The organism is Aeromicrobium sp. EU05-FHT14F07, from assembly GCF_058790455.1.
In genome coordinates, this window is the sequence record NZ_JBYTCR010000008.1 from 17,912 (window position 1) to 40,728 (window position 22,817).

General features: G+C 73.0%; 23 protein-coding genes. 18 read left to right on the forward strand and 5 right to left on the reverse strand.

The window, feature by feature from the left end; genetic code table 11:
* Positions 1-4: 4 nt before the first annotated feature.
* Entirely contained in the window at positions 5-886 is an 882-nt protein-coding gene (locus AC3WRM_RS09065) for an HAD family hydrolase (protein ID WP_492248101.1), read from the reverse strand.
* Between the two features lie 177 nt (positions 887-1,063).
* Between AC3WRM_RS09065 and AC3WRM_RS09070 the strand changes: the two genes are divergently transcribed.
* The 7 genes from AC3WRM_RS09070 (at position 1,064) to hemB (ending at position 8,846) form a co-directional block, all read left to right on the forward strand.
* Positions 1,064-2,641 (forward strand): AMP-binding protein, encoded by a 1,578-nt coding sequence (locus tag AC3WRM_RS09070; protein WP_492248100.1) that lies wholly within the window; start codon positions 1,064-1,066, stop codon positions 2,639-2,641.
* Positions 2,638-2,961, forward strand: a complete 324-nt coding sequence (locus AC3WRM_RS09075) for a glutaredoxin family protein (RefSeq protein WP_492248099.1) — start codon at positions 2,638-2,640, stop codon at positions 2,959-2,961. Before AC3WRM_RS09070 ends, AC3WRM_RS09075 begins: the two co-directional genes overlap by 4 nt.
* A gap of 170 nt (positions 2,962-3,131) precedes the next feature.
* Positions 3,132-3,821 carry a redox-sensing transcriptional repressor Rex gene (locus AC3WRM_RS09080; RefSeq protein ID WP_492248098.1) on the forward strand — a complete coding sequence of 230 codons (690 nt, stop codon included), beginning with the start codon at positions 3,132-3,134 and terminating at the stop codon, positions 3,819-3,821.
* Between the two features lie 76 nt (positions 3,822-3,897).
* Positions 3,898-5,208, forward strand: a complete 1,311-nt coding sequence (locus AC3WRM_RS09085; protein ID WP_492248097.1) for a glutamyl-tRNA reductase — start codon at positions 3,898-3,900, stop codon at positions 5,206-5,208.
* Positions 5,205-6,164 carry a hydroxymethylbilane synthase gene (gene hemC / locus AC3WRM_RS09090; RefSeq protein ID WP_492248096.1) on the forward strand — a complete coding sequence of 320 codons (960 nt, stop codon included), beginning with the start codon at positions 5,205-5,207 and terminating at the stop codon, positions 6,162-6,164. Before AC3WRM_RS09085 ends, hemC begins: the two co-directional genes overlap by 4 nt.
* Positions 6,161-7,834, forward strand: a complete 1,674-nt coding sequence (locus AC3WRM_RS09095) for a bifunctional uroporphyrinogen-III C-methyltransferase/uroporphyrinogen-III synthase (RefSeq protein ID WP_492248095.1) — start codon at positions 6,161-6,163, stop codon at positions 7,832-7,834. The genes hemC and AC3WRM_RS09095 overlap by 4 nt, the downstream gene beginning before the upstream one ends.
* A gap of 1 nt (position 7,835) precedes the next feature.
* Positions 7,836-8,846, forward strand: a complete 1,011-nt coding sequence (gene hemB / locus AC3WRM_RS09100) for a porphobilinogen synthase (protein ID WP_492248094.1) — start codon at positions 7,836-7,838, stop codon at positions 8,844-8,846.
* 944 nt (positions 8,847-9,790) lie between these two features.
* On the opposite strand, the gene AC3WRM_RS09105 is transcribed toward hemB, so the two are convergent.
* Positions 9,791-11,044, reverse strand: a complete 1,254-nt coding sequence (locus tag AC3WRM_RS09105; protein WP_492248093.1) for a lytic transglycosylase domain-containing protein — start codon at positions 11,042-11,044, stop codon at positions 9,791-9,793.
* Between the two features lie 212 nt (positions 11,045-11,256).
* Here AC3WRM_RS09105 and hemL point away from each other — a divergent pair, with 212 nt between their 5' ends.
* From hemL to AC3WRM_RS09140, 7 genes are all read left to right on the forward strand, one after another.
* Positions 11,257-12,570: a glutamate-1-semialdehyde 2,1-aminomutase gene (gene hemL / locus AC3WRM_RS09110; RefSeq protein WP_492248092.1), complete on the forward strand. Its 1,314-nt coding sequence runs from the start codon at positions 11,257-11,259 to the stop codon at positions 12,568-12,570.
* 40 nt (positions 12,571-12,610) lie between these two features.
* On the forward strand, positions 12,611-13,267 hold the full coding sequence (locus tag AC3WRM_RS09115; RefSeq protein WP_492248091.1) for a histidine phosphatase family protein: 657 nt from the start codon (positions 12,611-12,613) through the stop codon (positions 13,265-13,267).
* Positions 13,268-13,270: 3 nt separating this feature from the next.
* The gene (locus tag AC3WRM_RS09120) at positions 13,271-13,855 is read left to right on the forward strand and encodes a TlpA family protein disulfide reductase (protein ID WP_492248090.1); all 585 of its coding nucleotides are present in this window, start codon (positions 13,271-13,273) and stop codon (positions 13,853-13,855) included.
* Complete coding sequence (locus tag AC3WRM_RS09125) at positions 13,852-14,598, forward strand: cytochrome c biogenesis CcdA family protein (RefSeq protein WP_492248089.1); 747 nt, start codon at positions 13,852-13,854, stop codon at positions 14,596-14,598. Before AC3WRM_RS09120 ends, AC3WRM_RS09125 begins: the two co-directional genes overlap by 4 nt.
* Positions 14,598-16,256, forward strand: coding sequence for a cytochrome c biogenesis protein ResB (gene resB, locus AC3WRM_RS09130; protein ID WP_492248088.1), 1,659 nt, complete (start codon positions 14,598-14,600; stop codon positions 16,254-16,256). Before AC3WRM_RS09125 ends, resB begins: the two co-directional genes overlap by 1 nt.
* Positions 16,253-17,185, forward strand: a complete 933-nt coding sequence (gene ccsB, locus AC3WRM_RS09135; RefSeq protein ID WP_492248087.1) for a c-type cytochrome biogenesis protein CcsB — start codon at positions 16,253-16,255, stop codon at positions 17,183-17,185. The genes resB and ccsB overlap by 4 nt, the downstream gene beginning before the upstream one ends.
* Positions 17,186-17,330: 145 nt before the next feature.
* Complete coding sequence (locus AC3WRM_RS09140; protein ID WP_492248086.1) at positions 17,331-18,275, forward strand: DUF559 domain-containing protein; 945 nt, start codon at positions 17,331-17,333, stop codon at positions 18,273-18,275.
* Between the two features lie 36 nt (positions 18,276-18,311).
* Here the strand turns inward: AC3WRM_RS09140 and AC3WRM_RS09145 are convergent, their stop codons facing one another.
* Positions 18,312-18,587 carry a PLD nuclease N-terminal domain-containing protein gene (locus AC3WRM_RS09145; protein ID WP_492248085.1) on the reverse strand — a complete coding sequence of 92 codons (276 nt, stop codon included), beginning with the start codon at positions 18,585-18,587 and terminating at the stop codon, positions 18,312-18,314.
* Positions 18,588-18,710: 123 nt separating this feature from the next.
* On the opposite strand from AC3WRM_RS09145, the gene AC3WRM_RS09150 reads away from it, so the two are divergent.
* Positions 18,711-18,977 carry a DUF4229 domain-containing protein gene (locus AC3WRM_RS09150; RefSeq protein WP_067854568.1) on the forward strand — a complete coding sequence of 89 codons (267 nt, stop codon included), beginning with the start codon at positions 18,711-18,713 and terminating at the stop codon, positions 18,975-18,977.
* Positions 18,958-20,043, forward strand: a complete 1,086-nt coding sequence (gene cds1, locus AC3WRM_RS09155) for an L-cysteine desulfhydrase Cds1 (RefSeq protein ID WP_492248084.1) — start codon at positions 18,958-18,960, stop codon at positions 20,041-20,043. Before AC3WRM_RS09150 ends, cds1 begins: the two co-directional genes overlap by 20 nt.
* A gap of 35 nt (positions 20,044-20,078) precedes the next feature.
* Here the strand turns inward: cds1 and AC3WRM_RS09160 are convergent, their stop codons facing one another.
* A complete protein-coding gene (locus AC3WRM_RS09160) occupies positions 20,079-20,594 on the reverse strand; it encodes a metallophosphoesterase family protein (protein ID WP_492248083.1) in 516 nt (171 codons plus the stop codon).
* On the reverse strand, positions 20,591-21,481 hold the full coding sequence (locus AC3WRM_RS09165; protein ID WP_492248082.1) for a 1,4-dihydroxy-2-naphthoate polyprenyltransferase: 891 nt from the start codon (positions 21,479-21,481) through the stop codon (positions 20,591-20,593). Before AC3WRM_RS09165 ends, AC3WRM_RS09160 begins: the two co-directional genes overlap by 4 nt.
* A 49-nt stretch (positions 21,482-21,530) precedes the next feature.
* Between AC3WRM_RS09165 and AC3WRM_RS09170 the strand changes: the two genes are divergently transcribed.
* Both AC3WRM_RS09170 and AC3WRM_RS09175 read left to right on the forward strand, forming a co-directional pair.
* Complete coding sequence (locus AC3WRM_RS09170) at positions 21,531-21,731, forward strand: hypothetical protein (RefSeq protein WP_492248081.1); 201 nt, start codon at positions 21,531-21,533, stop codon at positions 21,729-21,731.
* On the forward strand, positions 21,713-22,774 hold the full coding sequence (locus tag AC3WRM_RS09175; protein WP_492248080.1) for an AMP-binding protein: 1,062 nt from the start codon (positions 21,713-21,715) through the stop codon (positions 22,772-22,774). The genes AC3WRM_RS09170 and AC3WRM_RS09175 overlap by 19 nt, the downstream gene beginning before the upstream one ends.
* The last annotated feature ends 43 nt before the right edge of the window (positions 22,775-22,817 follow it).

Consider the following 22,817-nt stretch of genomic DNA (forward strand, 5'->3'; position numbering starts at 1 on the left):
CTGGTCAGCGCGCCCGGCGGAGGGTGCGGACGGCCTGCCAGGCCGCTGCGCCCGCGACGGCCAGCCCGGCCGCGCGCGTGCCGGCGAGCGCGACCTTGCGGCCGGTCCGGTAGTCGCGCACGTCCCACCCCTGCGCCTTCGCGTGGGCGCGCAGGCGGGGGTCGGGGTTGATTGCGCACGGGTGGCCGACGAGCGAGAGCATCGGGAGGTCGTTGCTCGAGTCGGAGTAGGCGTAGCAGCGCTCGAGGTCGAGACCCTCGCGCTCCGCGATCGCGCGGACGGCGACGGCCTTGCCCTCGCCGTGCAGCAGCTCGCCGACCAGCTCCCCGGTGTAGGTGCCGTCGACGTGCTCGGCCACGGTGCCGAGGGCGCCCGTGAGGCCGAGGCGTCGTGCGATGACGGCGGCGATCTCGATGGGCGCGGCCGTCACCAGCCAGACCCGCTGCCCGGCGTCGAGGTGCTGCTGGGCCAGGGCACGGGTGCCGGGCCAGATCTTGTGAGCCATGTGCTCGTCGAAGATCTGCTCGCCGATCTCCTCCAGCTCCGACACGTCGTGGCCGGCGATGAACGCGAGCGCGGACGAGCGGGCCTTCGCGATGTGCTCGGGGTCCTCGACGCCGGCCAGGCGGAAGTAGACCTGCTGCCAGGCGGCCTTGACGATGTCGCCGGTCGTGAAGAAGTCGCGCTGGTGCAGCCCGCGGGCGAAGTGGTAGATCGACGCGCCCTGCATGATCGTGTTGTCGACGTCGAAGAAGGCTGCCGCGTCGGGGTCGGGATCGGGGGCGAGCCAGTGCTCGACCTCGCTCGCGGCCGCCGCAGCCTGGCCGGCGAGCACCGACCGCGACCGCAGGTTCGGCCCCGGACGGGGGACCCGCTGGCTGGACATGACCCGAACCTATCGGGTTCACGGCCCCGCGCCCAGGGTCGACGTGACGCCCCCCGTCTTTCCCCGCGTCTCGTGGACCTGACGACGAGATCCGACGTGGACACCGGCGTCGGCTCACCAGGACGCGGACGCCCGCGGACGGGGCGGGTGACTGGCGCACTGTGGTTGACTCGCATCGTGACCTCCTCGACCACGACGAACGTGTCTGCGCTGGTCAGCGACGCCGCGCGGCGCTCGCCCGAGGCCGTCGCCCTCGTGCAGCACCGGGGCGGCCGTCAGGAGCGCACGTGGGCGCAGCTCGACGCCGACGTCGACGCCGCGTCGCGCGCGCTGAGCGGGGTCGGCCTGCGTGCCGGCCACCGCGTGGCGCTCGTGATGGCCAACCGGATCGACCTGGCCGTCGCCTACTTCGGGATCCTGCGCGGCGGGATGGTCGCCGTCCCGGTCAACCCGCGCTCGACGGAGCGCGAGATCGGCCGCATGCTGGCCGACTCGGGCGCCAGGGTGGTGCTGTGCGACGAGAGCGCGGTCGACCAGGTGCGCTCCGCGGTCACCGACCTCGACGTGCTCGTCGTCGTCGACGGCACCCCGCCACGTGAGGGAGAGGTCGGGTTCGACCGTCTCCTGCGCGACGCCCCCGACGTCGAGCCCGCGGCCCCCCGCGACGAGGAGGCGCCGGCGGTGGTGCTCTACACCTCCGGCACGAGCGGCAAGCCGCGTGGCGCGATCCTGTCGCACCGGGCCCTGCTCGCCAACGTCGAGCAGACCGCGGCGGTCGAGCCCCCGATCGTCACGCCCGACGACGTCGTCCTCGGTCTGCTGCCCATGTTCCACATCTACGGGCTGAACGCCGTCCTCGGCCAGGCCGTGCGCCAGGGTGCGCGGGTGGTCATGGTCGACGGCTTCGACCCGGCCGGCCTGCTGCGGACGATCCGTGACGAGGGCGTCACCAACGTGGCCCTCGCGCCGCCGGTCGTCGCCGCGTGGGCCGGTCGCACCGACCTGCGCGAGCACCTCGCCGGCGTCAAGCACGTGCTGAGCGGGGCGTCGACGCTCGACCCGGAGCTCGCCGCGGAGTTCGCGGCGTCCTCGGGGCACGTCGTCGAGCAGGGCTACGGGCTCACCGAGACCGCTCCCGTCATCACCGCGACGCTTGCCTCAGGACGTCCGGACGGCGAGCCCCCGCGCCCCGGCTCCGTCGGACGTCCCCTGCCGGGCGTCGAGCTGCGTCTCGTCGACACCAGCGGGGAGGACGCCGAGCCCGGCGACCCGGCCGAGGTGTGGGTGCGCGGCCGCAACCTCTTCTCGGGCTACTGGCCCGACGGTTCCGACGGACCCCGCGACGACGGCTGGTACCCGACGGGCGACATCGGCTACCTCGACGACGCCGGCGACCTCACCTTGGTCGACCGGGTGCGCGAGCTGGTGATCGTGTCGGGCTTCAACGTCTACCCGGCCGAGGTCGAGCTCGTCGTCGCCGAGCTCGACGACGTCGCCGAGGTGGCGGTCGTCGGACTCCCGGACGAGCAGACGGGCGAGGCGGTCGTCGCGTTCGTCGTCCCGCGGGACGACGCACCGACCGACGGGCTCGAGGCCCGCGTGCTGGAGCACTGCTCCACGCGGCTGGCCCGGTTCAAGCAGCCACGTCAGGTCGTCGTGGTGGAGGGGCTTCCGCACTCCGCCACCGGGAAGGTCGCCAAGGGTCGGCTGCGGGCGCTGGCGCGCAGCCACGACCTCGGCCTTCAGGCCCGATGAGCCTCTTCCGTCGCCGCACGCGAGCGCCTGAGGAGGCGCGGCCGGACCCCGCTCCGGCCGTGCCGCACGCGCACGCCGCGCGCGTGGTCGTCTACAGCCGGGCGGGCTGCCACCTGTGCGAGACCGCCGAGGCCGAGGTCGAGCGGATCTGCGCCGAGCAGGGCAGCGACTGGGCGCGGGTCGACGTCGACGGCGACCCCGAGCTGGTCCGTCTCTTCCACGCCATGGTGCCAGTGGTGTTCGTCGACGGCCGCCAGCACGACTTCTTCCGCGTGACGCCGGCCCGGCTGGTCGCCGCGCTCGCCCGCCCGACGCCCTAGGGGACGGTGCGCTGAGCGACGGTCGACAGGCGCCGCCGCCCTACCACGTCGCGTGTGAGGAATCCCACCCACCCCCGTCGTCGATTTTGTTCCGTCGTTCACAAGCTCGTAAACTGGTCCGTGCGCTGCCCGCCCACGTCGGGTGAATCCTTGCGGCGCGATGGAGCACCGTGACCCTTCTGCGCGAGACCCCGACCGGGACCCCCGATCCCGCGGCGGCATCGGCGACCCGCGACGTCCCTGACGCGACGCTCGCACGCCTGCCGCTGTACCTGCGGGTCCTGCAGACGTTCGCGGACGCGGGCGCCGCGACCTGCTCGTCGGTCGAGCTGGCCGAGGCGGCGGGCGTCAACCCCGCGAAGGTGCGCAAGGACCTGTCCCACCTCGGCTCCTACGGCACCCGGGGCGTCGGCTACGACGTCGAGTACCTGCAGTACCAGATCGCGCGAGGGCTGGGGCAGACGCAGACGTGGGACGTCGTCATCGTCGGCGCCGGCAACCTCGGCTCGGCGCTGTCGACCTACGGCGGCTTCGCGCCGCGCGGCATCCGCGTGGCGGCCGTGCTCGACACCGACCCGGCCCGGGTCGGCAGCACGGTCGGTGGCGTCGAGGTGCGCCCGCTCGACGCGCTCGACGCCGTCGTCGCGCAGCACGCCATCGCGATCGCCGTGGTCGCCGTGCCCGGCGACGCCGCGCAGGACGTCGCCGACCGCCTGGTCGCCGCCGGCGTCACGAGCATCCTCAACTTCGCACCTGCCGTGCTGCAGGTGCCGCCCCACGTGCAGGTGCGCAAGGTCGACCTCTCGGTCGAGCTGCAGATCCTCGCGTACCACGAGCAGCGGAAGGCGGAGACGGCATGAGCGAGCGCCAGCGAGCGGTGAATGGGCACCTCATGCCGGCACGTCCGTACCGTGCTCTTCCCACGGAGGTGACGGCATGAGCGTCTTGGTGGTGGGCATGTCCCACCGGTCGGCCCCGATCGACGTGCTGGAGCGCGCGTCGCTCGACACCGACGCGGCGGTCAAGCTCGCGCACCGGGCGCTGGAGACGGCGTCGGTCACGGAGGCCGCCGTCATCTCCACCTGCAACCGGGTCGAGGTGTACGTGGAGGCCGACCGGTTCCACAACGCCCTGGAGGACGTCTCGCACCTGCTGGCCGAGCACGCGGGGCTGGGTCGTGAGGACCTCGTGTCGCACGCGTACGTGCACTACGACGACTCGGCGGTCGCGCACCTGTTCTCGGTGGCGGCGGGCATGGACTCGATGATCCTCGGCGAGAGCCAGATCCTCGGCCAGGTGCGCCAGGCGCTGCACACGGGCCAGGCGGAGTCGACGGTCGGCTCGGCGCTGAACGCGCTGTTCCAGCAGGCGCTGCGCATCGGCAAGCGCGGGCACGCGGAGACCGGGATCGACCGGCTGGCGCCGTCGACGGTGACGGCCGGCCTGGACGCCGTGGGCGACGTGGTGCTCGAGCCCGACACCCGGTTCCTGGTGGCCGGGGCGGGGACGATGGCCAGCCTCGCGGTCCGCACGCTCGTGGAGCGCGGTGTCGAGCCGCGCCGCATCATGGTCGCCAACCGCACGTTCCAGCGCGCCTACGAGCTTGTCGCCACCTTCGGCGTGAGCGCCGTCCGCTGGGAGGCGCTCGACGTCGAGCTGGCGGCGGCCGACGTGGTCATCAGCTGCACCGGTGCGGCCGGGTCGGTCTTCGAGGTCGACCGGGTCGCCGCGGCGCTCGCCCGGGGTGGTCGCCGGTCCGAGGAGATGGTGTTCGTCGACCTGGCGCTGCCGCGCGACGTCGCCGCCGGCGTGGGTGAGCTCGACGGGGTCACCGTGATCGACCTGGTCACGCTCGCCGCCCGCTCGGAGAACGCTGAGCTGGCCGGCGACGTCGAGCAGGTGCGGGCGATCGTCGCCGACGAGGTGCGCAGCTTCCTGGCGGCCAAGGCGCAGTCGCGCGTGACGCCCACCGTGAAGGCGCTGCGCAGCATGGCCACCGAGGTCGTGGACGCCGAGACGTCGCGTCTGCTGGGCCGCCTGGACGGTCTCGCGCCGGACCAGGTCGAGCAGGTCCGCATCGCGCTGAAGCGGGTCGCCGACAAGCTGATCCACGCGCCGACGGTGCGGGTGCAGCAGCTCATCGACGGCCCTGCGGGGCTCACCTACGCCGACGCGCTGTCGGACCTGTTCGCGCTCGACCCCGCCACGGTCGACGCCGTCACCCAGGTGAAGGGAGGCAAGGGATGAGCGACCGCGCCCCCCTGCGTCTCGGCACCCGTGCCAGCGCCCTCGCCACCACCCAGTCGGGGCAGGTGGCGGCCCTGATCACCGAGCTGACCGGCGTCGACGTCGAGCTCGTCACCGTCAGCACCGAGGGCGACCGGAACCAGGCCCCGCTCACCCAGATCGGCGGCACGGGCGTGTTCGTCGCTGCCCTGCGCGAGGCGGTGCTGGACGGTCACGTCGACCTCGCCGTGCACTCGCTGAAGGACCTGCCGACGACCCCCGACCCGTCGCTCACGCTCGCCGCGGTCACGTCGCGGGAGGACCCGCGCGACGTGCTCGTCGCCCGCGACGGGCTCACCCTGGGCGAGCTGCCGCACGGCTCGCGGGTGGGCACCGGGTCGCCGCGTCGCGCCGCCCAGATCAACGCGCTCGGTCTCGGCGTGGAGGTCGTGCCCGTGCGCGGCAACGTCGACACCCGCATCGGCAAGGTCACGTCGGGCGAGCTCGACGCCGTCGTCCTCGCCCGCGCCGGGCTCCTGCGCCTGGGGCGTGAGGACGAGGCCACCGAGGTGCTCGACCCGATCCAGGTGCTCCCGGCCCCCGGCCAGGGCGCCCTCGCCTGCGAGTGTCGCGCCGACGACGCCGAGACCGCTACGATCCTCGCCGTGCTCGACGACCGGGACACCCGGGCCGCCGTCACGGCCGAACGTTCCCTGCTCTCCGCGCTGGAGGCAGGGTGCAGCGCACCCGTCGGTGCGCTCGCCGACGTCGTCTGGGGAGACGACGGCGACGAGCTGTGGCTGCGCGCCGTGGTCGGAGACCCCTCCGGCTCACCCACCATCCGCCTGTCCGCCTCCGGCCCGCTCAGCGAGCCGGCAGCGGTCGGCGAACGTCTCGCTGCCGAGATGCTCGCCGAAGGTGCGTCCGAGCTGATGGCCGACACCCCGTCCGGCACATCGATCGGATCCACCTCATGACCACCCGGCAGTCCAGGAAGAAGACCGACACCGTGACACCACCCACCACCGCCACCGTCGAGGCACCCGCGAAGCAGGAGCCCGCCACCAAGCGGAGCCCGAAGCCGCTGGGGCACGTCAGCTTCGTCGGCACCGGCCCGGGCGATGCCAGCCTGCTGACCGTCCGCGCGGCCGAGCTCATCGCCGAGGCCGACGTCGCCATCATCGAGCAGCCCGAGCAGGCTGCCCTCGTGCCCGAGGGCGTCGAGGTCGTCGACGGCGGCGTCGGTGAGGACGGCACCGCCCTCACCCACGCCGCGCGTGCCCGGCTCGTCGTCCGGCACGCGAGGACCGGCGCCCACGTGGTGCGCCTGGTCAGCGGCGACCCGTTCACGTACGCCACGGCGCCCGAGGAGGCGGCCGCGTGCGCGAAGGCCGGCATCGCCTTCGAGATCGTGCCCGGCGTCTCGTCGGTCACCGGTGTCCCCGCCTACGCGGGCGTGCCGCTCACGAACAAGGCGCACCGTCAGTACCGCGTGGTCAGCGTCGGCGACGCGACCATCACCTGGGCCGACCACGCCGGTACCGACACGCTGGTGCTGCTGTCGGCCGTCGCGCGCATCGGTGAGGCCGCGGCCGGTCTGATCGAGGCGGGCCGCTCCCCGCAGACGCCTGTCGCCATGACCCGCGTCGGCACGACCACCGAGCAGACGACCGTCGTGTCCACGCTCGCCGACATCGCCGTCGACGCGAAGGCCGCGGCCATGACGTCGCCGGCCATCACCGTCGTCGGCGAGGTCGTCGCGATGCGCGAGGCGCTGTCGTGGTTCGAGACGAAGCCGCTGTACGGCTGGCGCGTGCTCGTGCCGCGCACCAAGGAGCAGTCGGCCGGCCTGGCCGCGCGGCTGCGCTCCTACGGCGCGGTCTCGGAGGAGGTGCCGACGATCTCCGTCGAGCCGCCCCGCAACCCGCAGCAGATGGACAAGGCCGTCCGTGGCCTGGTCGAGGGCCGCTACGAGTGGGTCGCGTTCACCAGCGCGAACGCCGTGAAGGCCGTGCGGGAGAAGTTCGAGGAGTACGGTCTCGACGCGCGCGCGTTCTCGGGCCTGAAGATCGCCGCGGTCGGCGAGAAGACCGCCGAGGCGATCAGCACGTGGGGCATCCGCGCCGACCTCGTGCCGAGCGGGGAGCAGTCGGCCCGCGGCCTGGTCGAGGACTGGCCGCCGTTCGACGAGCTGCTCGACCCGATCAACCGGGTGTTCCTCCCGCGCGCCGACATCGCGACCGAGACGCTCGTGGCCGGCCTGCAGGACCTCGGCTGGGAGGTCGACGACGTGACCGCCTACCGCACCGTGCGGGCGGCCCCGCCGCCGGCGCCGACGCGTGAGGCGATCAAGACCGGCAAGTTCGACGCGGTGCTGTTCACGTCGAGCTCGACCGTGCGCAACCTGGTCGGGATCGCGGGCAAGCCGCACGCGTCGACGATCATCGCGTGCATCGGCCCGGCCACGGCGCAGACGGCGGAGGAGCACGGCCTGCGGGTCGACGTCCTCGCCGAGCAGCCGTCGGCGGACGTGCTCGCGGACGCGCTCGCCGAGTTCGGTGCCGCCCGTCGGCTCGCCTTCCTGGAGGCGGGGGAGCCGGTGCTGAAGCCGTCGCAGAAGAAGCCGTCGTCGCGGCGCAAGGCCTGACGTGGCCCAGGACCGACCTGCCCAGGACCGGCCAGCACAGCGTCGACCGCCTGTGCACCGACCGCGCCGTCTCCGCACGACGCCCGCCATGCGGGCGCTCGTGCGCGAGACGCGCACGGAGCCGTCGCAGCTGATCCTGCCGATGTTCGTGGGGGAGGGGCTCGCCGAGCCCAAGCCGATCTCGAGCATGCCGGGCGTCGTGCAGCACACCCGGGCGTCGGCACGGGCAGCGGTGCGCGAGGCGGCCGACCTGGGCCTGGGCGGGGTCATGCTGTTCGGCGTGCCCGAGCACAAGGACGCGGTGGGTTCGGGGGCGCTCGACCCCGACGGCATCCTCAACGTCGCCCTGGCCGACGCCCGTGACGAGGTCGGTGACGATCTGCTCGTCATGGCCGACCTGTGCCTCGACGAGTTCACCGACCACGGCCACTGCGGCGTGCTCGACGACCAGGGTCGCGTCGACAACGACGCGACGCTGGAGATCTACGGCCGGATGGGCGTCGTGCAGGCCGAGTCGGGAGCCCACCTCGTCGGCCCGAGCGGCATGATGGACGGCCAGGTCGCGGTGGTGCGCGCGGCGCTCGACGACGCCGGCCACACCGACGTCGCGATCCTCGCCTACGCCGCGAAGTACGCGTCGGCGTTCTACGGCCCGTTCCGCGAGGCGGTCGACTCCTCGCTGCAGGGCGACCGCAAGACCTACCAGCAGGACCCGGGCAACGCCCGCGAGGCGCTGCGCGAGACGCTCCTCGACGTCGCGGAGGGTGCCGACATCGTCATGGTCAAGCCGGCGCTCGCCTACCTCGACCTCGTCGCGTCGATCCGCGCCGCCGTCGACCTGCCCGTCGCCGCCTACACCGTGTCGGGCGAGTACGCCATGGTCGAGGCCGCCGCCGAGAAGGGCTGGATCGACCGCGACCGCACCGTCTCGGAGGCGATCACCTCCATCCGTCGCGCCGGCGCCGACATCGTCCTCACCTACTGGGCCGCGGAGATCGCCCGCCGCGCCTGAGCGCCACCCTCGACCTCCGGGTGCGTGCGTCGGCGCGGGCTCTCGTGCGGGAGGGGGTGCGCTGGTGTGGCTTCCCGCTCGGGTGGGGGTGCGCTGGCGCGGTTCCGTGGTCGGGTGGGGCTGCGCTGGCGCGGTTCCGTGGTCGGGTGGGGCTGCGCTGGCGCGGCTTCTCGTGGAGGTGGTCTCCGAAAGGGCCTCGACCGGGCGGCTGGGCGCGAGCTGGGCTGGGTTCTCGGGCCGCGGCTCCCGTGGTGGACGCAAGATTCTGCGTTTGCGCGTGCCGGCGGTGGATCTGCCACCTGAAGAGCGCTCCTGAGGTGGCAGATTTACCGACGAGGGGGCGAGGGGTGTGAAGGATTCTTCCTTCTCGTGGACCGTTCCACGAGAAGGAAGAATCCTTCGTCCCCCCAACCCAAAGGGCACCCAAGATTCTGCATTCACGCGAATCAGGTCGAACGCTTCTGCGTTGACGACGGGATCCCGTAGCAAACGCAGAATCCTTGACCCTGCCGCACACGAACGCAGCATCTTGCGTCCCACAGCGCGGGCCACAGCCCGAGACCCGAAGCCGGCTCCCGCCCAGCCGCCCGGTCAAGGCCCTTTCGGAGCGCAGGACGAGTCGAAGCCGCGCCAGCGCAGTCCCACCCGAGCAGCAAGCCGCACCAACGCACCCCCACTCGAGCAGGAAGCCACACCGACGCACCCCCACTCGAGCAGGAAGCCACACCGACGCACCCCCACCCGAGCAGCAAGCCGCGCCAGCGCAGCCCCACCCGACCAGCAAGCCGCGCCAGCGCAGCCCCACCCGACCAGCAAGCCGCGCCGACGCAGCCCCAGGATCACGCGTACCCGCACCGACGCGCCCGCGGGACCATGACGAACCACGGGCCCCGGACGCGACGAACCCCCGACCGCAGGCCGGGGGTTCGTCGCGTCGGGGCGGGTCAGCCCTTCATGTACTTGTCCATGCAGGCCTTGAAGCGGGCCGCGTGGGTGTCGACGGGGAGCAGGGAGACCTCGACGGCGCAGCGCAGGTTCGCCTCGGTGGCGCTGAGCAGGTCGGTCACCGGCTTGGTGATGGGCGCGAGGGGCGTGTTCTCCACGGCACCCTGCACGGCGCCGCCGACGGTCGACCCGCCACCGGACCCGCCCGTGGAGCCACCGCCTGTTCCGCCGGAGCCACCCGAGCCGCCGGTGGAGCCGCCTCCGGACGATCCGCCGGTGGAGCCACCCGTTCCGCCGGTGGAGCCGCCTCCGGACGACCCGCCCGAGGAGCCGCCGGAGGAAGAGCTGCCGCCGCGCGGCTTCTTCGTCGACTCCTGGACCTTCTGCTCCTGCTTCACCGCGTCGCGACGCTGGGCGGGGGTGAGGGTCTGGTCGAACGACCGGCTGGTCAGCACCGAGCCGGTCGAGGTGCCGTTCGGGGTGGCGGTGAAGTCGCCGCTCGCGTACGCCTTGCTGATGCCCAGCACGAGGTCGACGTAGTCGGAGGAGTTGTTGTACCGCCGGACCGCGGCCGCGGCGCCGTCCTCCGTGGACAGGTCGCCGCTGCCGGAGCAGAGGTAGATCGCGGCCGCCGTGGCGGCGTCGTTGATGTTCTGGGGGTCCTTCTTGCCGTCGCCGTCGGCGTCGACGCCCACCGAGCGCCAGGTCCCGGGGATGAACTGCATCGGACCGACCGCACGGTCGTACACGGCGTCGTCGTCGAGCGCGCCGTTGTCGGTGTCGCGGATCTCGGCGATGCCCTCGCGACCGTCGAGCGGGATGCCGTAGATGCCGGGCTTCGCCACACCCTTCGCGTCGAGCGCGTTGCCACCGGTGCGGCCGTGGTTGGACTCGACCCGGCCGATCGCGGCGACGAGGTGCCAGGGGAGGTTGCAGGACGGGTCGGCCTTGCCCAGCAGCTCCTCGGCGCGACGGTACGCCGACAGGGCGGCCGTCGGGATGCCGTTGGTCGACAGCGTCGCGAGCGTGCCGCTGGCGCCCGCGCGCGAGTCGACGCCCGGAGGTGCCGCCTGCACGCTCGCCGGCTGCTCGAACGCCGTCGCGGGGACGTCGGGGATGTCGTCGGCGCTCACCCGGTCGCTGGCCGTGGCCAGACCGGTGTTGCTGATCGCCGCTCCCCAGGCGACCACGAGCAGACTCATCGGCACCAGGGCGCCGGCCTTCTGCCAGCGGCTGAGCTTACGTGCTCCCATACGTCTCGTGTCCCTCCCGCGACCGCCGTGGCGGCGGTCACAGTAACCAGATGTTACCGGCCCTCGCTCCCTCGTGGATGTGGCCTGCATCTCATCAACGACGGATGTGTCCCCCAGGTTACGTCCGAGTGGCCCGTACGGCACGCCTGACGGACGACGGGAGCCCCCCGCCGCCGTCCCGGCGCTGGGCCCGACCCGGGACAATGGAGGCCATGTCCTCCACCCCGCAGTCCCAGCAGTGGTTCGACCGCGCCGTCCAGGTGTCGCCGGGTGGGGTGAACTCCCCGGTGCGCGCCTTCCGCGCCGTCGGGGGAACGCCGCGCTTCATGACGTCGGCGCAGGGCGCCTGGCTGCGCGACGCGGACGGCACGCGCTACCTCGACCTCGTCGGCTCCTGGGGCCCGATGCTGCTCGGCCACGCCCATCCGGAGGTCATCGCCGCGGTCACCGACGCAGCCACCCGGGGCACGTCGTTCGGCACGCCGAGCCCGCCGGAGGTGGAGCTCGCCGAGGAGATCGTGGCGCGCACGCCGGTCGACCTCGTGCGCATGGTGACGTCGGGCACCGAGGCCACCATGTCGGCGATCCGTCTCGCCCGCGGGTTCACCGGTCGCACGCGCGTCGTGAAGTTCGCCGGCTGCTACCACGGCCACGTCGACGCCCTGCTGGCCGAGGCGGGGTCGGGCGTCGTCACCCTCGGCCTGCCGGGCTCGCCGGGCATCCCCGCGCACGTCACGGCCGACACGATCGTCCTGCCGTACAACGACCGCGACGCGGTCACCGCGGCGTTCGCCGAGCACGGCGACGAGATCGCCTGCGTCATCACCGAGGCCGCGGCCGGCAACATGGGCGTCGTCCCCCCGCTGCCGGGCTTCAACCAGTTCCTCTCCGAGACCTGCGCCGCGCACGGGGCGCTGCTGGTCAGCGACGAGGTCATGACCGGCTTCCGGGTGACCCGGTCCGGCCACTGGGGGCTCGACGGCGCGCACGAGGGCTGGCGCCCCGACCTCCTCACCTTCGGCAAGGTGATGGGCGGCGGGTTCCCGGCGGCCGCATTCGGGGGTCGCGCCGACGTCATGGCCCTCCTGGCGCCGAGCGGTCCGGTGTACCAGGCGGGCACGCTCGCGGGGAACCCCGTCGCGTCCACCGCGGGGCTCACCACGCTGCGCCTCGCCGACGACGCGGCGTACGCCCGCCTCGACGACTGGTCCGCGCGGGCCAGGGGCCTCGTGTCGTCGGCGCTCGACGAGGCCGGCGTGCCGCACGTCGTGCAGAACGTGGGCAGCATGTTCAGCGTCGTGTGGGGACTGACCGAGCCTGTGCACGACTTCGCGGGCGTGCAGCGCCAGGAGACGCACCGCTACACGGCCTTCTTCCACGCCATGCTCGACGCGGGCGTGTACCTGCCGCCGAGCGCCTACGAGTCCTGGTTCGTCTCGGCGGCTCACGACGACGAGGCACTCACTAGGATGGCGGAGGCCCTGCCTGCTGCGGCGCGTGCCGCTGCAGCGGCCACCCCGGCCTGAGTCGAGCCCGACGGCCCACCGTCCACCGCGAGGAACCCCCATGAGCGAACGCACCATCGTCCACCTGATGCGCCACGGCGAGGTCCACAACCCGCAGGGCGTCCTGTACGGGCGGCTGCCGGAGTTCTACCTCTCCGACCTCGGGCACCAGATGGCCGAGCGCGCCGCCGACCACCTGTCGACGAACGAGATCGTGCACCTCGTCTCCTCCCCGCTCGAGCGGGCCCAGCAGACCGTGGCGCCCCTGGCGAAGCTGCTCGACGCGCCGGTCACCACCGACGACCGCGTCATCGAGGCCGACAACCTGTTCGAGGGCCGCACCGTCGGCGCCGAGCCCAAGGCGTTCCTGCACCCCAAGAACTGGTGGTTGCTGCGCAACCCGTTCCGCCCGTCGTGGGGCGAGCCGTACCGCGAGATCGCCGCGCGGATGCAGGCGGCCGTCGCCGACGCCCGCGACGCCGCCCGCGGGCACGAGGCCGTCATCGTGTCGCACCAGCTCCCCGTCTGGATCGCGCGCCAGGCCTACGAGAAGAAGTCGTTCGTGCACGACCCCCGCACCCGCCAGTGCTCGCTCGCCAGCCTGACCAGCCTGACCTTCGACGGCGACCGCTACGTCGGCTTCACCTACGCCGAGCCCGCCGGCGACCTCCTGCCCGACGCGTTGAAGGCCGGCAAGAAGTTCGTCGGGGGCGCCTGAGCCGTGAGCCGTTCCCCGCGCCGACGTGGCGCCGCCGTCCTCCTCGCCCTGGGTCTCGTCGTGCTCGCGGCGTGCTCCGGTCGCGGCACGGAGGGCTCCACCGGCGGCTACGTCAGCGCCAGCCGCTTCGTCACGTCGGTCCCGGTCGAGGACCGTGCCGACGCCCCGGTGCTGGAGGGCGAGGACCTCGAGGGCAAGACCATCAGCTCGGCCGACTTCGCCGGCAAGACCCTCGTGGTCAACGTGTGGGGATCCTGGTGCCCGCCGTGCCGCAAGGAGGCGCCGGTGCTCGAGGAGGTCGCCCAGCAGTACGCCGACCGCGGGGTGCAGTTCCTCGGCCTGAACGTGCGCGACCAGACCGCCGCCGCCCGCGCCTTCGAGGAGCGGATCGGCACGACCTACCCGAGCATCGTCGACTCCGACGGCCGCCAGCAGCTCGGCTTCGCCGACAGCCTCCCGTCCCAGGCCATCCCCACCACCTGGATCATCGACGCGAAGGGACGAGTGGCCGCGCGCGTCATCGACCCCGAGCTGCGCGCCTCGACGCTGTCCGGCGTCCTCGACGACGTCCTGGCGAGCACCTCGTGACCGACTGGTTCGCCGACACCGTGCTGTCGGGGTCGCTCCTGCTGGCCGTGCCGATCGCCGTGCTCGCGGGGCTCGTGTCGTTCTTCTCCCCGTGCGTGCTGCCCCTGCTGCCGGGCTACCTCTCCTACGTCAGCGGCGTCGGGGTCCAGGACCTCGAGACCAAGGGACGGTCGCGGCTGCTGCTCGGGTCGGTGCTGTTCGTGCTCGGGTTCACGGTGGTGTTCGTGACGGGCGGTGCCCTGTTCGGCGCGCTCGGCCAGGAGCTCTACGACTACCGACGACCCATGTCGGTGGTGCTGGGCATCGTCGTGATCGTGCTCGGACTCGTCTTCAGCGGCGTGCTGCCCATCCTGCAGCGCGACGTGCGCGTGCACGCGGTGCCCGCGGTGGGCGTGGCCGTCGCACCGCTGCTCGGCCTGTTCTTCGGCCTCGGCTGGCTGCCCTGCATCGGCCCGACGCTGGGTGCCGTGCTCACCCTCGCGAACAACTCCGGCACGCTCGAGCGGGGCGCGTTCCTGACCTTCGTGTACTGCCTCGGCCTCGGCGTGCCGTTCGTGCTCGCGGCGCTCGGGTTCGGTCGGTTCATGCACGCCGTCCGGTGGGCGCGCCGCCACCAGCAGACCCTCCAGCGGGTCGGCGGCGGCCTCCTCGTCGTCGTCGGCGTCCTGCTCGTCACGGGCGTCTGGGACGCGGTCGTCGTGCAGCTGCAGACGTGGGCCGGCGGCTACGGGGCGGCGATCTGATGGCCCGCCCCCGCAAGGACCGCAAGCCCGCTGAGCTCGCGCCGGCACTCGGGCCGGTCGAGACGCTGCGGTGGGCGTGGCGCCAGCTCACGTCGATGCGCACGGCGCTCCTGCTCCTCCTGCTGCTCGCCATCGCGGCGGTGCCGGGGTCCGTGGTGCCGCAGCGCGGGGTCGACGCCCGCGCGGTCGAGGCCTTCCAGGCCCGCCACCCCGATCTCTCGCCGTGGCTGGAGCGGCTCGGCGTCTTCCACACGTACACGTCGCCGTGGTTCAGCGCCGTGTACGTGCTGCTGATGGTGTCGCTGATCGGCTGCATCCTGCCGCGGACCAAGGTGTACCTGAGGTCGGTGCGCGCCCGTCCGCCCCGCGCCCCCCGCAACTTCGACCGGCTGCCGGCGTCGGCCACCTTCGAGACCGAGGCCGACGTCGAGCAGGTGCTCGCCGTCGCGCGCGGTGCCCTCCGTGGTCCGCGGCTCCTGCCCAGCCGCGTCGACGTGGTCCGCGACGAGGGGGCGGCGAGCAGCGCCGGCGGGGGTGCCGGGCCGGGGGCGGCGACCAACAGAGGCGAGGTGCGGGCCGAGCGCGGTTACCTGCGCGAGCTCGGCAACCTCGTCTTCCACACCAGCATCGTGGCGGTGCTGGTGGGCGTGGCGGCGGGTGCGCTGTGGGGCTACCGCGGTGCCGCGATCGTCACCCAGGGCGAGGGCTTCGCCAACGTCCTCACCCAGTACGACGAGTTCGCGTCCGGCGCGCTGTTCGACACGAACGACCTGCCGCCCTTCTCGCTGCAGCTCGACAAGATGGTCGCCCGGTTCTGGACGACCGGTCCGCAGCGGGGGGCGCCGCGCCTGTTCGAGGCGTCGGGCACGTACCGCGAGGGCGTCGACGGGCGCGAGAAGCCCTACGAGATCCGCGTGAACCACCCGTTGAACGTCGGGGGCACGTCGGTCTTCCTCGTCGGCCAGGGCTACGCACCGGTGGTCAAGATCACCGACGCGAAGGGCGACGTCGTGTTCGACGGCGCGGTGCCCTTCCTGCCGGCCGACGGCACGTACACGTCCAACGGCGTGATCAAGGTGCCCGACGCGCGTCCCGAGCAGCTCGGGTTCCAGGGCTTCTTCCTGCCCACGGCGGTCTCGAACGGCACCGAGGAGGCGTCGATCTCGGCGTTCCCGGGGGCGGTCAACCCGCTGCTGGGCCTGTTCGTCTTCCACGGCGACCTCGGCGTCGACGACGGGCTGCCGCAGTCGGTGTACGTCCTCGACCAGGACAAGCTCGAGCAGTACAAGAACGCCGACGGCTCGAACTTCCGTGTGAGCCTCAGCCCCGGCCAGGAGGCCGACCTGCCCGACGGCGGCACGATCGAGTTCACCGACCTGACGCTGTTCGCGCGGTTCCAGATCGCGTCGACGCCGCTGGTCTGGCTGCCGCTCGGCGGCATCAGCATCGGCATCGTCGGGCTGGTGCTGTCGCTGGCCGTGCGGCCGCGGCGCACCTGGGTCCGTGCACGCCGGGTGGGTTCGCGTACCGTGGTGGAGGTCGCCGCCCTCGACCGTGTGCCGCGCGACGACCTCGGCACGAGCCTCGAGGACCTGCTGGCGCAGCTGCGCAGCGGCCTCGGCGACCTACCGGACGACCCGGAGAAGGAGCCCCGATGACCCTCGCCGACTACACGCAGGTGTCGAACTTTGCCGTCACCTCCGGCATGATCGTCGTGGCGCTCGCCTTCCTGGCCTACGTGGCCGAGTGGGGTTTCGCCCGTCAGGTCGTCAAGGAGGACCAGCCGGTGGCCGTCGCGGCCGGCGGCGTCCCGGTGGAGCCGGTCGAGCCGGAGACGGCGAGCCGCTCCGACGTCCTGCGCTCCGTCGCGTACTCGCTCACGGTGCTCGGCACCGTCGTGCTCGGGCTCGCGATGGTCACGCGTGGTCTGGCGTCGCAGCGTGTGCCGTGGGGCAACATGTATGAGTTCGGCGTGGGTGGCGCGTTCATCGCGCTGCTCGTGTACGTCGTCGTGGCGCGGATCTCGCCGATCGAGTGGGTCGGTGGCATCGTCTCGGGCTTCGCGCTGGCGGTGCTCGGCCTGGCCGTCTCGACCTACGTCGAGCCGGGCCCGCTCGTGCCGGCACTGCACTCGTACTGGCTCGTCATCCACGTGGCGGCGGTGATGATCGCCGGTGCGTTCTTCCTGCTGGGCACGGCGGCGTCGGTGATGTACCTGGTGCGTCAGCGGGCGGAGGACAACGGCACGGTGGGCCCGCGGCTGTCGCGGTTCCCGTCGGCGGCGGTCATGGACCGGCTCGCGTACCGGGTGATCGCGGTCGGGTTCCCGCTGTGGACCTTCGGCGCCCTCATCGCCGGCCCGATCTGGGCGCACTACGCGTGGGGCCGCTACTGGGGCTGGGACCCCAAGGAGGTCTGGGCCTTCATCACGTGGGTCGTGTACGCCGGCTACCTCCACGCCCGCGCCACCGCCGGCTGGAAGGGCAAGCGCGCCGCGATGATCGCCATCGTCGGCTTCGCCACCTTCGTCACCAGCTACTACGTCGTCAACCTCTTCGGCTCCGGCCTCCACTCCTACGCCAAGTAGCCCGACGTACCCCTCCCCGCGTTCTGGACAGTTCCGGGGCAGTCGGCGACGTCCAGATGCCCCGGAAGTGTCCAAGACGGCGAGTCGTGTCGGCCGTCCACAGGGGTAGGTTGCTCGGACGGGGGGTCAGGGCCAGCGTCGGGGCATGGATCTTCCGAGCGATCGACCGTTCACACTGCGCGAGGCGCAGGCCCGTGGTGTCACTCGCGACGTCCTGAGAGGGTCACGCTTCAGGCGTCTGCACCGCGGCGTCTACGTGCGGTCCGACGTCCTGCTCACCTGGAGGGTCAAGATCATGGCGGCGCTGCTCGTGCTGCCGTCCGACTGCGTCGTCAGTCATCTGACCGCCCTGAGGATCTGGGGGTACGACACCGGCGGTGACGACGTCGAGCTCTCCACCCGGACCTCGCTCCGGTCGAGGCTGCCAGGTGTCGTGCTCCACCGCCGCCTGCGCGCGATCCCCAGCACGACCGTGGCCGGGATCCCCGTCACCGGACCCGAGCGCACCTTCGTCGACTGCGGCACCCGTCTCGGGCTGGTGACGCTCGTCCAGGTGGCCGAGCACCTGCTGCGCACGACCTCGTGTACGCGGGAGGTGCTCGAGTCGTTCTGTCACGCGCAGCACCTGCACGGCGTGACGCGGACGCGTCGGGCCATGACCATGGTGCGAGAGGGGTCCGAGTCGCCGATGGAGACGCTGCTGCGGCTCATGCTGGTGTTCGCCCGTCTGCCGGAGCCGCAGGTGAACGTCGACGTCCTGGACGAGCGCGGCCGGTTCGTCGCTCGCGTCGACCTGCTGTACCCGCGGTGGAAGGTCGTGGTCGAGTACGACGGTCGCCACCACGAGACCGACCGCGCGCAGTGGGCACGCGACCGGCGACGGCGGGAGGCGCTCGAGGCGCTGGGCTACCGCGTCATCGTCGTGGCTGCGGCGGACCTCGCCGAGCCGAGGCAGGTGCCCTGGCGCGTCCACGCAGCCCTCGTCGCACGCGGGTACACGGGTCCTCGTCCGGTCACGAGCGTCCAGTGGCTCCGATGGTTCACCCGCCCGGCCGTTCTGGACACTTCCGGGGGACGGAACGCCGCCTGAGCCCCCCGCAACTGTCCAAAAGTTGCTGTCCGGGCGCTAGAGGCCGCGGAGGTAGTCGGGGTCGTCGTCCGGGCCGCGGGTGGGGGGACGGCCGCCGGGCCAGCCGTAGCCGGAGTCGCGCGGGGGGCGACCCTTGCGCGACTGCGTGCCCAGGAACATCCAGGCGAGGGGGCCGACGAACGGCAGCAGGATGATGACGAACCAGGCGGGCTTCGGCAGTCCGCGGACCTGCTGGCGCGGGGTGGCGAGGAGGTCGAAGAAGGCGTACACGAGCAGCACGACGGCGACGATCGCGATCAGTGCCTTGCCCATGGCGCCACCGTACCCGCGGGCCTCAACCGGCGCCGCCCGACGGTCGCGGCCGCGACGACGACCGTCGGACCGCCTGCCACGGGTGCCCGCGGCGGTCTTCCCGGCGCCGACTAGGCTCGACGCATGAAGGCGTTCTGGAGGTACACGCTCGCGCGGCTCAGCGTCCTGGCCGTCACCTACCTGCTGCTGTGGGGGATCGGGCGTACCTTCCTGGAGTTCGACGAGCTGACCAACCTGCTCGTGCTGCTCGCGGCCATGATCATCTCCTCCGTCATCTCGATCTTCCTGCTCGCCGGCATGCGCGAGCAGGTGGCGCTCCAGCTGCAGGAGCGTGCCGAGCGCATGACGTCGCGCATCGAGGAGTCCCGCAGTGCCGAAGACGTCGACTGAGATCCGCGCCTGGATCGACGAGGCGATCCGCCGCGTCGAGGCCGACGCCAACCGCAGCGCCGACACGCACCTGCACGCGCTGCCCGTCGCCACCCCCGACGTCGACCTGTACCTGAAGGACGAGTCGGTGCACCCCACCGGCAGCCTCAAGCATCGGCTCGCGCGGTCGCTGTTCCTGCACGCCCTCTGCAACGGCTGGATCGGTCCGGGCTCGACGGTGGTCGAAGCCTCGAGCGGGTCGACGGCCGTCAGCGAGGCCTACTTCGCGCGGCTCGTCGGGCTCCCTTTCGTCGCCGTCATGCCCGCTGCCACGAGCGCGGAGAAGGTGGCGCTCATCGAGTGGTACGGCGGACGCTGCCACTTCGTGGAGAACGCGGCCGACGTGTACGACGAGGCGCGCCGGGTGGCCGAGGAGTGCGACGGCCACTACATGGACCAGTTCACGTACGCCGAGCGGGCGACCGACTGGCGCGGCAACAACAACATCGCGGAGTCGATCTTCGAGCAGATGTCGGCCGAGCGGCACCCCGTGCCCGCCTGGGTGGTCGTGAGCGCCGGCACGGGCGGCACGTCCGCCACCATCGGCCGCTACCTGCGCTACCGCCGCCACCCCACGTCGCTGCTCGTCGCCGACCCCGAGAACTCCGCGTTCCTCGACGGCTGGGAGCAGGACAGGTCCGACGTGGTCACGGGGGTGTCGTCGCGGATCGAGGGCATCGGTCGGCCGCGGGTGGAGCCGTCGTTCGTGGGCGGCGTCATCGACGACATGCTGCGCGTGCCCGACGCCGCGTCGATCGCGACCATGCGGTGGACGAGCGACCGGCTGGGCCGTCTGGTGGGCGGCTCGACCGGCACGAACGTGTGGGCGTCGCTGACGCTCGCCACGCGGATGCGCACGGCGGGGGAGAGCGGCAGCATCGTCACCCTGCTGTGCGACGCCGGGGAGCGCTACCTCAGCAGCTACTACGACGACGCGTGGCTGGCGGAGCGCGGCATCGACCTCGCGCCGTGGACCGAGCGGCTGGCCGAGTACGACGCGACCGGGCGGCTGCCCGGTATCGACTGATGGGGGTCGGCTGAAGGGGGTCGACGGTCCCGCGGTCAGGTGACCTCGACGAGCGTCCACGACTCGACGGCACCGTCGGCGAGCACGAGCCGGCCGAGGGTGCCGTGCGGCTGACGTCGCTTGTCGGTCGGGGAGCCGGGGTTGAGGATGCGCGGCCCGTCCTGGTCGGTCTCGTCCCAGGGGATGTGCGAGTGGCCGAACACGACGACGTCGGCGTCGGGGAAGCGTCGCCGCATACGTCGCACGCGGCCCTGCTTCTGCCCGGCGTCGTGGATCATCGCGACGCGCACGCCGGCCAGCTCGAGCTCGAGCGTCTCGGGTGCGCCCCACGCGGCGACGTCGGCGCCGTCGTTGTTGCCCTGCACGACGTGCACCGGCGCGATGGTGGCGAGCTCGTCGAGCACCGACGGCTCGCACACGTCGCCCGCGTGCAGCACGAGGTCGACGCCGCGCAGCTCCTCGGCCACGCGTCCGGGCATGCCCTTCCAGAACCTCGGGGCATGGGTGTCGGAGACGACGCCCACCACCAGCCTGCCCCGCCCGGAGGTCATCGGCCGAGGACGAGCCCGAGGGCGAGACCGGCCGACCAGAGCAGCTCGGCGATGCCGGTGGCCTTGAGCACGGGGACGAGCGCAGGTCCTTGGGCGTCGGCGAGCACGGCCCGCAGCGCGGGGACGGCGGGCGCGAGGCCGGGCAGCGCGAGCAGCGCCCAGGGCGTCGCGCCGACGGCCAGCACGATCGCGAGCGCGGCGCTGAGCCCGACGAGCGCGGCGTAGAACCACCGCGAGCGCGCGTCGCCCAGCACCACGGCGAGGGTCCGCTTCCCGGCCTCGACGTCGGTGGGGATGTCGCGCAGGTTGTTGGCCACGAGGATCGCGCAGGCGAGCGCTCCGACGCCGACGGCAGCCGCCCACGCCTCCCACGGCAGCCCCTCGACCTGCACGTAGACGGTGCCGAGGACGGCCACCAGCCCGAAGAACAGGAACACGCTCACCTCGCCCAGTGCGCGGTAGCCGTACGGGTTCGGGCCGCCCGTGTAGGTCCAGGCCGCGCCGAGCGCGGCGACGCCGACGAGCAGCAGCCACCACGTCGTCGTGGCCGCGAGGGCCAGGCCCAGCAGCGCGCCGAGGCCGAGGAAGCCGAGCGCGGCGGCCTTGACCGCCGACGGTCGCGCCAGGCCCGACCCGACGAGCCGCAGCGGACCCACGCGGTCGTCGTCGGTGCCGCGGATGCCGTCGGAGTAGTCGTTGGCGTAGTTCACGCCCACCTGCAGCGCGAGGGACACGCCGAGCGCGAGCAGGGCCTTGGTCCAGACCACGTCGGCCACGTACGCCGCCACGCCGGTGCCGGCCAGGACGGGCGCGACGGCCGCGGGGAGGGTGCGGGGACGGGCCCCCTCGACCCACTGCGAGAGGGTCGCGCTGCTGCGGTCGGTCACGATGCTCCTAGGGTTCAGCGGATAGTGTGCCAGCGCCTAGGGTGGGGGGATGACGCAGCCGCCGTTCCCGTTCGTCCTGGTGCTGCTGACGGGCATCTTCGTGTGGCTGGCTGTGACCTCCGACGGCGGCTGGCTGCCCCTCGCCGCCGGGTTCGGAGCGCTGGTGACGGGTGCCGCCGCGCTGTACCAGTCGCGCCCGGTGCGCGACCCGCTGGAGGAGGAGCCGGACGAGTGGGAGCCGGGCTCCTGAGCGGAGGGGCGTCGCTGCGCCCGGTGTCGGGCTCGGCGCGTGAGGTGCTCGACCTGCTGCGACCGTGGGTGGCCGGTGACGACGTCGAGCCTCTGGTCGTGCGCACGTCGGGCAGCACGGGCGAGCCGAAGGACGTGCGCCTGTCGCGGTCCGCGGTGCTGGCGTCGGCGAGGGCCACGCACGCACGGCTCGGCGGTCCCGGCCAGTGGCTGCTGGCGCTCCCCGTGACCGGGGTGGGCGGCCTGCAGGTGCTGGTGCGCTCCCTGCTCGCCGGGCAGGAGCCGGTGCTCCTCGACGAGCACGACGACCTCGTCGACGCGCTGCGGGCGCTCGAGGCTCCCCGGACCTACGCGTCGCTCGTGCCCACCCAGCTGCACCGGCTGGCCGCGGCGGGGCGGCTCGACGTGCTCGCGGCGCTCGACGCGGTGCTGGTGGGAGGTGCCGCGCTCGACCCGACGCTGCGCGAGCAGGCGACGTCGGCCGGGGTGCGGGTCGTGCGCACCTACGGGATGAGCGAGACCAGCGGCGGGTGCGTGTACGACGGCGTCCCGCTCGACGGCGTGCGCGTGCGGGTCGTCGACGAGCGCGACGGCGTGGGTCGGGTGCAGGTGGCGGGGCCGGTGCTGTTCGACGGCTACGGCGACGTCGCGCGCACCGACGAGTGGTTCGACACCGCCGACTTCGGGAGCGTGGACGACGCAGGTGTGCTGACCGTCGTCGGTCGGGCCGACGACGTGGTGGTGAGCGGCGGGGTGAACGTGCCGCTGCCCGCGGTCGAGCGGGCGCTGCGCGCGCTGCCCGAGGTGCACGACGCGGCCGTGGCCGGCGTGCCCGACGACGAGTGGGGCACCCGCGTGGTGGCGGTCGTGGTCCCGGCCGACGCGACCTGCCTCGACGCGGTGGGAGCCGACCGCCTCCGCGACGCTCTGGAGGAGCAGGGACTGCCGCGACGCTGGGCGCCGCGCGACGTCACCCTCGTCGACGCCGTCCCCCTCCTCCCGAACGGCAAGGTCGACCGCATCGCCGTCCGCCGCCTGTTCTAGCCCCCACCCTTCCTGCCCTTGGGGTTGGGCCCCACCCCAAAGG